We start from the raw sequence: 11,771 nt of genomic DNA on the forward strand, positions 1-11,771 counted from the left end.
CTGCGCAGGAAGGACCGCCCATGCCACAGGGACAGCCGCTGACCGTTCCCCAGGACGGCTTGACCACCAAGGCCCGCCGCAACGCGCCGCTGCTCGCGGTGCACACCGGGCCGGGAAAGGGCAAGTCGACCGCGGCCTTCGGGATGGCGTTGCGGGCATGGAACCAGGGCTTCTCGGTCGCGGTGTTCCAGTTCGTCAAGAGCGCGAAGTGGAAGGTCGGGGAGGAGGCCGTGTTCGGTCAGCTCGGCCGGCTGCACGACGAACACGGTGCCGGCGGGCCGGTCGAATGGCACAAGATGGGCTCGGGCTGGTCCTGGACCCGCAAGCACGGCAGCGACGTCGACCACGCGGCGGCCGCCGCGGACGGCTGGGCCGAGATCAAACGCCGGCTGGCCGAAGAGCGCCACGACTTCTACGTGCTCGATGAGTTCACCTATCCGCTCAAGTGGGGCTGGGTCTCCGTGGACGAGGTGGTCGAGGTGCTGGCCGGCCGTCCGGGCACTCAGCACGTGGTGATCACGGGACGCGACGCTCCGCAGGCCCTGATCGATGCCGCGGATCTGGTGACCGAGATGACCAAGATCAAGCATCCGATGGATGCCGGCCGCAAGGGTCAGAAGGGCATCGAATGGTAGGCGTGCTCGCCTGTGCAGGGCTCGCCTGCGCCGAGCGACCGCTCCGGTACACGAAATGCGGCGTGTCGACGTACAGACACGGTCGCTCGCGGTGCTGAGGTGACCACCCCGGCGGTGGTGATCGCCGCACCGGCATCGGGCAGCGGGAAGACCACGGTGGCAACAGGTTTGGTCGGTGCGCTGCGCCAGGCGGGTCACACGGTGGCGCCGTTCAAGGTCGGGCCGGACTTCATCGACCCCGGCTACCACGCCCTGGCCGCGGACCGTCCGGGCCGCAACCTGGACCCGGTGCTCGTCGGTGAGGATCTGATCGGCCCGCTGTACCGGCACGGGTGCACCGGTGCGGACATCGCGGTCGTCGAGGGCGTCATGGGCCTGTTCGACGGTCGTATCGAAGGGCAGATGACCGGTATCCCTCGGGGTTCGGCGGCCCAGGTCGCGGGTCTGCTGGGGGCCCCGGTGGTGCTGGTGGTCGACGCCCGCGGGCAGAGCCACAGCATCGCCGCCCTGCTGCACGGCTTCCTCACCTTCGACCCGGCGGTGCGGATCGCCGGGGTGATCCTCAACCGGGTGGGCTCCGAGCGGCACGAGGCGGTGCTGCGTCAGGCTTGTGAGCATGCCGGCGTGACGGTGCTGGGTGCGATTCCGCGGGCCGACGAATTGTCCGTCCCGTCAAGGCACCTCGGGCTCATCACCGCCGTCGAGCACGGCCGGCAGGCGCGCGACGCGGTGGCCGCGATGACCGCCCTGGTGGCGCGGCACGTGGATCTGGCGGCCGTCGTCGCCGCATCCGCGGCCCACGTCACGGCCGAGCCGTGGAGCCCCGTCGCCGAGTCGGTGACCAATGTCACGGTGGCCCTGGCCGCGGGTAAGGCCTTCAGCTTCAGCTATGCCGAGCACGCCGAACTGTTGCGCGGGGCCGGCGCGCAGGTCGCCGAGTTCGACCCGCTGTCCGAACCCCTGCCCGCCGGTGCCGACGCGCTGGTGCTGCCCGGCGGGTTCCCCGAACAGTTCACGGCCGAACTGTCGGCCAACAATCTTGTCCGCCAGCAGATCAGGGATCTGGCCACCCGCGGCGCCCCGGTGCACGCCGAATGCGCGGGCCTGACCTACCTGGTCGACGATCTCGACGGAGTGCCGATGTGCGGCGTCCTGGCCGGCTCGGCGCGGTTCACCGAGCGCCTCACGCTGGGTTACCGCGATGCGGTCGCGGTTGTCGACTCCTGCATCCACGCGGCCGGTGATCGTGTCACCGGCCACGAATTCCACCGAACCGCAGTGGAATTCGCCGAAGACCAGTCAGGCGCCTGGGCGTTCGCCGGTCCCGGACAGGCGGCCCGGCGCGACGGCGCCGTGCAGCGCGGTGTGCACGCCGGGTACCTGCACACCCACCCCGCGGCGCACCCCGAGGCCATCACCCGCTTCGTGACGACAGCAGCAACCACTAAGCTCGGCGGGTGACTTCGGAGAATGCCTACCTCGTCGGCCTGCGCCTGTCGGGCAAGAAGGTCGTCGTCGTCGGCGGCGGAACCGTCGCGCAACGTCGGCTGCCCCTGCTGATCGCCCACGGCGCCGACGTACACGTGATCGCCCGGGCGGCCAGCCCTGCGGTGGAGGCACTGTCCCACGATGAACCGGGGATCACCCTGCAGCTGCGCGACTTCCGCGCCGGTGATCTCGACGGTGCCTGGTATGTGCTCGCGGCCACCGACGACTCCGCGGTCAATGCCGCGATCGCCGCCGAAGCCGACGAGCGGCGCATCTTCTGCGTTCGCGCCGACGTGGCTCGCGAAGGATCCGCGGTGACCCCGGCGACCTTCGATTCCGACGGCCTCTCGGTGGGCGTCCTCGCCGGCGGCGAGCACCGCCGCTCGGCGGCCATCCGTACCGCCATCCACGAAGCGCTACAGCAGGGCCTGCTCACCACCGACTCCGGTGCGGAGCCGGGGGAGGCGCCCACGGGGGTGGCCCTGGTCGGTGGTGGTCCCGGCGATCCCGAGCTGATCACGGTGCGCGGACGACGCCTGCTGGCCCGCGCCGACGTCGTGGTCGCCGACCGGCTGGCTCCTCAGGAGTTGCTGGCCGAACTCGGACCCCATGTCGAGGTGATCGACGCGGCCAAGATCCCGTACGGGCGGGCGATGGCGCAGGACGCGATCAACCAGGTGCTGGTCGACCGGGCCCGTGCCGGGAAGTTCGTCGTCCGCCTCAAAGGTGGCGATCCGTTCGTCTTCGCGCGCGGTTACGAAGAGGTCCTGGCGTGCACCGAGGCCGGTATCCCGGTCACCGTCGTCCCCGGTGTGACAAGTGCCATATCGGTACCCGCATTGGCCGGTGTTCCGGTCACCCACCGCGGCATGACTCATGAGTTCGTGGTGGTCAGCGGCCATGTTGCGCCCGGTCATCCCGAATCGTTAGTGAATTGGAATGCGCTGGCGGCGCTGACCGGCACGATCGTGCTGCTGATGGCCGTGGAACGCATCGAGCTGTTCACCAAGGCGCTGCTGGATGGCGGCCGACCTGCGGATACGCCGGTTTTGGTAGTGCAACACGGCACGACTGTCGCGCAGCGCACCCTGCGGGCCACGCTCGGCGACGCGCCCGAGCGGATTCGTGCGGACGGCATTCGACCTCCGGCGATCATCGTGATCGGACCCGTGGCAGCCTTCGCCGGTTAAAGGATTCTTAAGATTCCGGTAAGGTGACCCGCTATGACGGCTCTCAACGACGCCGAGCGCCAGGGCCTCGCTGCCCGCCTCCCGTCCTGGTTCCCGTCCTGGGGCTTCCTTTCTGCAGTCATCGCGATCGGCGGCATGCAGCTGCTGGCCACCATGGACAGCACGGTCGCGATCGTCGCCCTGCCGAGGATCCAGGACGAGCTCGGCCTTTCCGACGCCGGACGTAGCTGGGTCATCACCGCCTACGTCCTCACCTTCGGCGGTCTGATGCTGCTCGGCGGACGGCTCGGCGACACCATCGGCCGCAAGCGCACCTTCATCGTCGGTGTCGCGTTGTTCATCATCGCCTCGATCCTGTGCGGCATCGCCTGGAACGAGGCGACCCTGGTGATCGCCCGGCTGCTGCAGGGTGTCGGCGCGGCGATCGCCTCGCCCACGGGGCTCGCGCTGGTGGCGACCACCTTCCCCAAGGGACCGGCCCGCAACGCGGCCACCGCGGTGTTCGGCGCCATGACTGCCATCGGCTCCGTGATGGGTCTGGTGGTCGGTGGTGCCCTCACCGAGTTCTCCTGGCGGTTCGCGTTCCTGGTGAACGTGCCGATCGGCCTGGTGATGCTCTACCTGGCCCGCACCGCGTTGCGCGAGACCAACCGGGAGCGGATGAAGCTCGACGCCGCGGGCGCCCTGCTGGCCACCCTGGCCTGCACCGCGGCGGTGTTCGCCTTCACCCAGGGCCCGGAGAGCGGCTGGCTGGCCCCGGTGACGCTGGGCTCCGGCGCCGTCGCGGCGGTCTGCGGCATCGCCTTCCTGATCGCCGAGCGCAGCGCCGAGAACCCCGTGGTTCCGTTCGACCTGTTCCATGAGCGCAACCGGGTCGCCACCTTCGCGGCGATCTTCCTGGCCGGCGGCGTGCTGTTCACCCTGACCGTGCTGATCGGGCTCTACGTCCAGGACATCCTCGGCTACAGCGCCCTGCACGCCGGTGTCGGCTTCATCCCGTTCGTGATCGGTATGGGCATCGGTCTCGGGGCCTCGTCGCAGATCGTGCGGTTCTTCCAGCCGCGCATCGTGGTCATCGCGGGCGGCATCCTGGTGCTCGGTGCGATGCTGTACGGCTCGACGCTGCACGCCGGCATCCCTTACTTCCCGAACCTGGTGCTGCCCATCACCGTCGGCGGCATCGGTATCGGCATGATCGTGGTGCCGCTGACGCTCTCGGCGATCGCCGGTGTCGGCTTCGACCGGATCGGACCGGCCTCGGCCATCGCGCTGATGCTGCAGAACCTGGGCGGCCCGCTGGTGCTGGCCATCATCCAGGCCGTCATCACCTCGCGCACCCTCTATCTGGGTGGCATCACCGGCCCGGTCAAGGACATGAACGGTCCGCAGCTGGCCGCGCTCGACGCGGGATACACCTACGGGTTGTTGTGGGTGGCCGCGGTCGCGGTCCTGGTGGGTGTCGCGGCGTTGTTCATCGGCTACACCTCCGAACAGGTTGCCCACGCCCAGGATGTCAAGGAGGCCATCGACGCCGGGGAGATCGAGGTCGACTGACCTCGTCCTGACCCCGCGTTAGGCTGACGCCGATGAACCGCCTGGAGATCTCCGAGGCCATCGGCCCGCTGGGCTGGCGCCTGGTGCTGGGAGCGGTCTACACCGAGGTACTGGTCCCGTCGATGACTGATGCCGCCGCCGCGGCCGCTCACGCGGTGCGTGCGGCCGGCGCCGATGCGCCACGACACCTTTCGATCGACATCCGATCCGATCGCGCAGTGCTGCGCCTGCGCACGCGCGACGCGGGTGCGGTGACCGGGCGGGACCTGGAACTGGCCCGTGCGGTGTCCCAGACCCTCGCCGAGCACGGTTTCGAGCTGAGCGTCGGGCACGGCGCGATCCAGGCGTTGGAGATCGCCATCGACGCCCTCGACATCGATGCGGTTCGGCCGTTCTGGAAGGCCGTCACGGGCTACATCGACGAGCCCTCGGCAGATCCGGGCTCATCGGATCTCAATGCCGGGCTCATCGATCCGTTCGGCCGCGGCCCGGCCATCTGGTTTCAGCAGATGGACTCACCGCGCGCCCAACGCAATCGGATCCATCTTGACATCGACGTCACCCACGAGGCCGCGCCGGCCCGGGTCGACGCGGCGCTGGCCGCCGGCGGCAGGTTGCTCAGTGACCGCAGGGCACCGGCCTTCTGGGTGCTGGCCGACGCGGAGGGCAACGAGGCCTGCATCTGTACCTGGCAGGGCCGCGACTGAGGACACGCTTTAAGGTTGTCGCCTGTGATCACCCGCATGTCCGAGCTGTTCCTGCGAACCCTGCGCGACGACCCCGCTGATGCCGAAGTGCCCAGCCACAAGCTGCTGATCCGGGCCGGCTACGTCCGTCCGGTCGGCCCCGGTATCTACAGCTGGCTGCCGCTGGGCCTGCGGGTGCTGCGCCGGATCGAGAAGATCGTGCGGGAAGAGATGAACGCGATCGGCGGCCAGGAGATCCTGCTGCCCGCACTGCTGCCGCGTGGCCCGTACGAGACCACCAGCCGGTGGACCGAGTACGGCGACACCCTGTTCCGGCTGAAGGACCGGCGAGGCAACGACTATCTGCTCGGGCCGACGCACGAGGAGATCTTCACGCTGACGGTCAAGGGGGAGTACTCCTCCTACAAGGATTTCCCGGCGATCCTGTACCAGGTCCAGACCAAGTACCGCGACGAGGCACGGCCGCGGGCCGGCATTCTGCGTGGCCGCGAGTTCGTGATGAAGGACTCGTACTCCTTCGACGTGGACGACGACGGCCTCAAGAACGCCTACCACGCCCACCGTGAGGCGTACCAGAAGATCTTCGGCCGCCTGGGTGTGCGCTACGTGATCGTGTCGGCGGTCTCGGGCGCGATGGGCGGCAGTGCCTCGGAGGAGTTCCTGGCCGAGAGCGAGGTCGGTGAGGACACGTTCGTGCGCTGCCTGGATTCCGGGTACGCCGCCAACGTCGAAGCGGTGATCACCCGGGCGCCGGCGCCCCTGCCGATCGACGGGCAGCCCGAGGCGCAGGTACACGACACCCCGGACACGCCGACCATCGCGACACTGGTCGACTGGGCCAATTCGGCTGACCTGGCACAGTTCTCGGGACGTGAGGTGACCGCCGCCGACACCCTGAAGAACGTTCTGCTCAAGACCCGTGAGCCGGGCGGTGACTGGGAGCTGCTGGCCATCGGCGTGCCCGGTGACCGTGAGGTCGACGAGAAGCGCCTGGGCGCCGCGCTGGAGCCGGCCGAGTTCGCGCTGCTCGACGAAGCCGACTTCGCCAAGAACCCGTTCCTGGTCAAGGGCTACGTCGGACCGAAGGCGCTGCTGGACAACGAGGTTCGCTACCTCGTCGATCCGCGCGTGGTGGACGGCACGGCGTGGATCACCGGCGCCGACGCCCCCAACAAGCACGTGGTCGGCCTGGTCGCCGGCCGCGACTTCACCGCCGACGGAACCATCGAGGCCGCCGACGTCCGCGACGGTGACCCGTCACCGGACGGTGCCGGCGTGCTGACCTCGGCGCGGGGCATCGAGATCGGCCACATCTTCCAGCTGGGCCGCAAGTACGCCGATGCCTTCACCGCCGACGTTCTCGGCGAGGACGGCAAGCCGGTGCGGCTGACGATGGGGTCCTACGGCATCGGGGTGTCCCGCATGGTCGCGGTGATCGCCGAGCAGCAGCACGACGACCTGGGCCTGCGGTGGCCGGCGGCCGTCGCGCCGTTCGACGTGCACGTGGTCGTGGCGAACAAGGACGACGCCGCCCGGACCGGCGCCACCGAACTGGTCGCCGCCCTGGACCGGCTGGGCCACGAGGTGCTGTTCGACGATCGCAAGGCCTCGCCGGGCGTGAAGTTCAAGGACGCCGAGCTGCTGGGCATGCCGTGGATCGTGGTGGTCGGTCGGGGCTTCGCCGATGGTGTGGTGGAGCTGCGCAACCGGTTCACCGGCGAGAACCGCGAGATCGCGGTCGACGACGCCGCGACCGAGATCTCGGCGGCGCTCAGCGACGTCCGCTGACGATGCCGGTGCGCTGACAACCGGTCAGCGCACCGGAACGCTTTGGCTCACGCCAACTCGGGCACCCGCAGGTGGGCGAGGGCCAACTCGAACTCGCATTCGTTGAGTTCCTCGGCGCCGACTTCACGGATCGACGAAGTCTTCAGCGCGCTGGCCCGCTCCTTGCTCCGTTCCATCGCTTCGCGGCTGTCGAACGACGCCGACGACACACCACGCCCGGATGCGCGGTCGACCATCAGGCTGGCGCTGCAGAACCCGTCGAGGTCTTCCATCGCGGGCAGCACGGACGCCTTGTAGTGCTCGATGCCGCCGTCGATCTGGCCCGGCTCAAGCTGTGCCCATGTCGCCCGGACACACGCGCCCTCGTGGGTGCGATGGTCGCGGTGCAGGACGGCGATCTCCCACTCTTCGACGGTTGCGGTGCCCCCGAATGCTTCCACCGCCTGCGCCCGCAGCGGCGCTGCCCGCTCGGCGCTCGCGTGCATCGCTTCTTCGGTCTCCCAGGCGGTGGTGGCGATGCACCGGCCGGATTCGCGATCGACCAGCAACGAGATGCCGACACAGCCGTCCATCGCCTGCAGAGCGGGCATGACCTCGTCGCGAACATGCGCGATACCGGCGTCGATCGCGTCGGTTTGCGCCTGGACAGTGGTAGAGCGTGCGTACACGATCCACCCCCTTTGTTCGGGGCGGCGCCCCGGTGGCGCCACCGGTCCGATCTCTACCTTTCGCTCGGCGAGCGGACGTTGCAATGGCCCCCGCGGCATCAATTACCGGGTGCAATCAAAGGGATCCGGGGATCGCTTGCGCGGCGCTACTCGCCCCCGCCGGGGAAGGCGACGGTCACCGGCCAGGTGTTCAGGATCGCGCGCCATCTGGCCGCGGTGACGGCCGTCTCCGACAGCGCGGTGATCGCGAACGCGCGGTCGTCGGTGCTGGTGGCTTGTTCGAGCACCGCACGCCAAGCCACCGAGGTGTCCTCCTCCATGCGTATCGCGAGGTTGGCGGCATCGTTCGGATCGGTCACCGGTGCGGGCAGCTGATAGCCGGCCGCGGGCAGCGGCGGCGTGACCGACCGCGCCTCGAGCTGGGCTATGGCGGCCTCGCGGCGTGCGCGGTGTTCGGCCATCGCCGTGGCCACCAGGGCGTTGTCCTCGGCCGTCGAATGGGCCGATACCAGCCCGTAGCCGTAGATCGCCCCGTGCTCGACGGCGACGGCGTCGAACAGGGCGGCATCGGCGGCCGTCGTCGGGCGGGTGGGCGAGGTGGTCGATCGTGGTCCAGGCGAGGTCACTGTGCACCTCCCAGCGCGACGGTGTGGGCGGCGGTGCACGAGGCGGCGATGGATCCGAGGAGACCGGCGCGATAGCCGGAGAGCCTGCGCGCCAGACCGGCGGCCCGGTCCGCGGACTCCTTGAGCGCGTTGACCACGTCGCCGACGCCGGGTGCGGACGCGTCCGCACCCGCGCTCGGGGTTGCCTTGGGCGTGCTTCTGGTGGTGCTGGTGGCGGTGTCCGCCGGGGCCGAACCCGTCATCCGGGTCAACTCGTCGGCCAGGGCTTTGGCATGTGCGCTGCGATCGCTCGCCACCGCGTTCAGTGCCCGGGTCGCCGCTGCCTGCGGGGGCTGGGCGGCCGCCGCCTCGGCGGCCAGCGCACTGTCGGCACGCGCCCGGTCCCACTGCGCGGTCAGGTCGTCCACTTCGGGTTGAGGCGTCGTCGTACTGCACGCGGCGGCGGTGGCGCCCATCAGGGCAAGGGCCGCGGCCGAGACCAGTACGCGCCGCCGGCTGATGTCTGCATGGGCGCTCGGCACGTGAACATCCTGCCATTGCTGTCGCGCCCGGCTGACGCGGCGCTGACCGGCGGGCCGCCGCCGGGGCGACGACATTCGCCACGCACCAGATTGCGATTGACAGTTGCTGCCGCGGGCCTGGCGTATCGTGAATAGGCGATTCCGGGGCCGATCCAGGTGGCTGGCCCTGGCATTCGTGTCGGAGACAATTCAAGATGAGGAGCTCGCCGTGGCACCGGATCCAAAGTTGCGGTCTGCGGATTTGCCGTCGCAGACGCAGGTGATCGAGCTACTTGACGGCGAGTTCGCGCGCGCCGGTTACGAAATCGACGATGTCGTGGTCGACGCTTCGGTTCGCCCAGCCCGTATCACCGTGATCGCCGACGGCGACCAGGGTCTCGATCTCGATACCCTGGCAGCGCTGTCGCGGACGGCGGCGGAGTTGCTCGATCAGCTCGCACAGGGCGACACGCCGTATGTGCTCGATGTCACCTCGCCGGGTGTGGACCGCCCGTTGACCCAGCCCAAGCATTTTCGTCGCGCCCGTGGGCGCAAGGCCGAGCTGACGCTGGCCGACGGTTCGGCGTTCACCGGCAGGCTCGGGGAAACCGACGGCGAGGTGCTGAAAGTCGTGGTGCCAGAAGGGCGGGACTTGGCCATCCGTGAGGTTGCGCTTGCTGATATCGCCAAAGCTGTTGTGCAAGTGGAGTTTTCACCTCCGAACCGACGTGAATTGGAACTGTCGGGCGAAACCGGGAAGGGGGCCGGGGAATGAACATCGACATGGCGGCACTGCACGCCATCGAGGCGGACAAGGGCATCACCGTCGACGTGGTCGTGGAGACCATCAAATCGGCATTGCTCACCGCATATCGGCACACCGAAGGGCATGAGCCCGACGCGCGGATCGACATCGATCGCAAGACCGGTGTGGTCAAGGTGATGGCCCGCCAGACCGATGCCGACGGCAACGTCCTACATGAATGGGATGACACGCCAGAGGGATTCGGCAGGATCGCGGCGACCACGGCCCGGCAGGTGATCCTGCAGCGGTTGCGCGACGCCGAGAACGAGAAGACCTACGGGGAGTTCGCGGCGCACGAGGGCGACATCGTCGCCGGCGTGATCCAGCGCGATGCCCGGGCCAACGCCCGCGGGCTGGTCGTGGTGCGGATCGGCAGCGAGACCAAGGGGTCTGAAGGCGTGATCCCCAGCGCCGAGCAGGTGCCGGGGGAGCGCTACGAACACGGCGACCGGCTGCGCTGCTACGTCGTCGGCGTCACCCGCGGGGCCCGCGAGCCGTTGATCACGCTGTCCCGCACCCACCCGAACCTGGTCCGCAAGCTGTTTTCCCTCGAGGTGCCAGAGATCGCCGACGGGTCCGTGGAGATCGTGGCGGTGGCCCGGGAGGCCGGGCACCGGTCCAAGATCGCGGTGGCCTCGCGGGTGCCCGGGCTGAACGCCAAGGGGGCGTGCATCGGCCCGATGGGCCAGCGGGTGCGCAATGTGATGAGCGAATTGTCCGGCGAGAAGATCGACATCATCGACTACGACGAGGACCCCGCCCGGTTCGTCGCCAACGCCCTGTCACCTGCCAAGGTGGTGTCCGTGTCGGTGATCGATGAGGCCGCCCGGGCGGCCCGGGTGATCGTGCCGGACTTCCAGCTCTCGCTCGCGATCGGCAAGGAAGGGCAAAACGCCAGGTTGGCGGCTCGGCTCACTGGTTGGCGGATCGATATCCGCAGCGATGCGGCGCCGCAGCCCGACCAGGATGTCCGGCCCGGGGCGGTACACGATTGACAGTAGTGACCGGCGTTTCGGACCACAGCCCTCGGGGCGGTAGACTCAGCCGTGATCCAGCGCGAGACTCCGGCTCTGACGCATCGAAGCACCTCCGACACCTCTGTCGGACCAGTGCGGACCTGCATCGGATGCCGGAAGCGAGAGTTGGCCGCCGAGTTGCTCCGAGTGGTCGCGGTAACCGACGGGAACGGGACGAGTTCCGTAACCGTTGATACCGAGGCAAGCCTGCCAGGGCGTGGTGCGTGGCTGCACCCCGACCAGCAGTGCGCGCAGATGGCAGTGCGGCGACGAGCCTTCGTCCGAGCGTTGCGACTCACCGGTTCACCGGATACATCCGCGGTGATCGAGTACGTCGAGAGTGTCTGTGAACTTCACCGGCACGCTGGCGGGCCCGGTTCCCCGGCAACAGAACAGGTAGCGAAGAACATGAGCACACCGTGAAGTCCCGATGACCATGCGTCATAGCTAAACCCGAGGCGCGGCGCCTACCACCGCTGTTGCCTCCAGACGAGGAGATGTAGTGGCAGCAGGTAAGGCCCGTGTGCACGAGTTGGCAAAGGAACTCGGTGTCACCAGCAAGGACCTCTTAGCCAAGCTCAAAGAGCAAGGCGAGTTCGTCAAGTCGGCGTCCTCCACTGTGGAGGCGCCGGTCGCGCGTCGGCTGCGCGAATCGTTCGGCACAAAGGCCGGCGGTAAGAAGCCCGAAGACAAGCCCCGCCCGCAGGGTGGAGCCGCGCCCGCGGCACCCAAGCCCGGGGCTCCCAGCCCCGCGACGGCGGCCAAGCCGGCTCCGGCCAAGCCCGCCGCGCCCG

At 69.0% G+C, this 11,771-nt stretch carries 13 protein-coding genes; 10 read left to right on the forward strand and 3 right to left on the reverse strand.

Going from position 1 to position 11,771, the window contains the following annotated elements:
* Positions 1-20: 20 nt before the first annotated feature.
* From cobO to TX88_RS14415, 6 genes are all read left to right on the forward strand, one after another.
* On the forward strand, positions 21-635 hold the full coding sequence (gene cobO, locus TX88_RS14390) for a cob(I)yrinic acid a,c-diamide adenosyltransferase (protein WP_044517666.1): 615 nt from the start codon (positions 21-23) through the stop codon (positions 633-635).
* A gap of 99 nt (positions 636-734) precedes the next feature.
* On the forward strand, positions 735-2,096 hold the full coding sequence (locus tag TX88_RS14395) for a cobyrinic acid a,c-diamide synthase CobB (protein WP_044517669.1): 1,362 nt from the start codon (positions 735-737) through the stop codon (positions 2,094-2,096).
* Positions 2,093-3,313: a uroporphyrinogen-III C-methyltransferase gene (gene cobA, locus TX88_RS14400; RefSeq protein ID WP_044517671.1), complete on the forward strand. Its 1,221-nt coding sequence runs from the start codon at positions 2,093-2,095 to the stop codon at positions 3,311-3,313. The genes TX88_RS14395 and cobA overlap by 4 nt, the downstream gene beginning before the upstream one ends.
* 33 nt (positions 3,314-3,346) lie before the next feature.
* The gene (locus tag TX88_RS14405) at positions 3,347-4,867 is read left to right on the forward strand and encodes an MFS transporter (RefSeq protein ID WP_044517674.1); all 1,521 of its coding nucleotides are present in this window, start codon (positions 3,347-3,349) and stop codon (positions 4,865-4,867) included.
* Between the two features lie 32 nt (positions 4,868-4,899).
* Positions 4,900-5,574 (forward strand): 4a-hydroxytetrahydrobiopterin dehydratase family protein, encoded by a 675-nt coding sequence (locus TX88_RS14410; RefSeq protein ID WP_044517678.1) that lies wholly within the window; start codon positions 4,900-4,902, stop codon positions 5,572-5,574.
* A gap of 24 nt (positions 5,575-5,598) precedes the next feature.
* Positions 5,599-7,362: a proline--tRNA ligase gene (locus TX88_RS14415; protein WP_044517680.1), complete on the forward strand. Its 1,764-nt coding sequence runs from the start codon at positions 5,599-5,601 to the stop codon at positions 7,360-7,362.
* A 47-nt stretch (positions 7,363-7,409) separates the two neighbouring features.
* Here TX88_RS14415 and TX88_RS14420 read toward each other — a convergent pair whose 3' ends face one another.
* From TX88_RS14420 to TX88_RS14430, 3 genes are all read right to left on the reverse strand, one after another.
* Positions 7,410-8,030 carry an antibiotic biosynthesis monooxygenase gene (locus TX88_RS14420; protein WP_044517682.1) on the reverse strand — a complete coding sequence of 207 codons (621 nt, stop codon included), beginning with the start codon at positions 8,028-8,030 and terminating at the stop codon, positions 7,410-7,412.
* Positions 8,031-8,176: 146 nt separating this feature from the next.
* Positions 8,177-8,656 (reverse strand): ferritin-like domain-containing protein, encoded by a 480-nt coding sequence (locus TX88_RS14425; protein WP_044517684.1) that lies wholly within the window; start codon positions 8,654-8,656, stop codon positions 8,177-8,179.
* Positions 8,653-9,177, reverse strand: a complete 525-nt coding sequence (locus TX88_RS14430; RefSeq protein ID WP_044519399.1) for a hypothetical protein — start codon at positions 9,175-9,177, stop codon at positions 8,653-8,655. Before TX88_RS14430 ends, TX88_RS14425 begins: the two co-directional genes overlap by 4 nt.
* A 208-nt stretch (positions 9,178-9,385) precedes the next feature.
* On the opposite strand from TX88_RS14430, the gene rimP reads away from it, so the two are divergent.
* The 4 genes from rimP to TX88_RS35135 all read left to right on the forward strand — a co-directional run.
* Positions 9,386-9,931 carry a ribosome maturation factor RimP gene (gene rimP, locus TX88_RS14435; RefSeq protein ID WP_044519400.1) on the forward strand — a complete coding sequence of 182 codons (546 nt, stop codon included), beginning with the start codon at positions 9,386-9,388 and terminating at the stop codon, positions 9,929-9,931.
* Positions 9,928-10,956, forward strand: a complete 1,029-nt coding sequence (gene nusA, locus TX88_RS14440) for a transcription termination factor NusA (RefSeq protein ID WP_044517686.1) — start codon at positions 9,928-9,930, stop codon at positions 10,954-10,956. The genes rimP and nusA overlap by 4 nt, the downstream gene beginning before the upstream one ends.
* 168 nt (positions 10,957-11,124) lie before the next feature.
* The gene (locus TX88_RS33335) at positions 11,125-11,400 is read left to right on the forward strand and encodes a YlxR family protein (protein WP_322786863.1); all 276 of its coding nucleotides are present in this window, start codon (positions 11,125-11,127) and stop codon (positions 11,398-11,400) included.
* Between the two features lie 79 nt (positions 11,401-11,479).
* Positions 11,480-11,771: translation initiation factor IF-2 N-terminal domain-containing protein (locus TX88_RS35135; protein ID WP_409365861.1), on the forward strand; the 292-nt coding region annotated here is incomplete at its 3' end.

Source organism: Mycolicibacterium septicum DSM 44393, assembly GCF_000455325.1.
Classification (GTDB): Bacteria; Actinomycetota; Actinomycetes; order Mycobacteriales; family Mycobacteriaceae; genus Mycobacterium; species Mycobacterium septicum.

Excerpts from the sequence above, each read along its gene's own strand:
- cobO (WP_044517666.1), top strand. The coding sequence starts at position 21 with ATGCCACAGGGACAGCCGCTGACCGTTCCCCAGGACGGCTTGACCACC.
- TX88_RS14405 (WP_044517674.1), top strand. The coding sequence starts at position 3,347 with ATGACGGCTCTCAACGACGCCGAGCGCCAGGGCCTCGCTGCCCGCCTC.
- TX88_RS14410 (WP_044517678.1), top strand. The coding sequence starts at position 4,900 with ATGAACCGCCTGGAGATCTCCGAGGCCATCGGCCCGCTGGGCTGGCGC.
- nusA (WP_044517686.1), top strand. The coding sequence starts at position 9,928 with ATGAACATCGACATGGCGGCACTGCACGCCATCGAGGCGGACAAGGGC.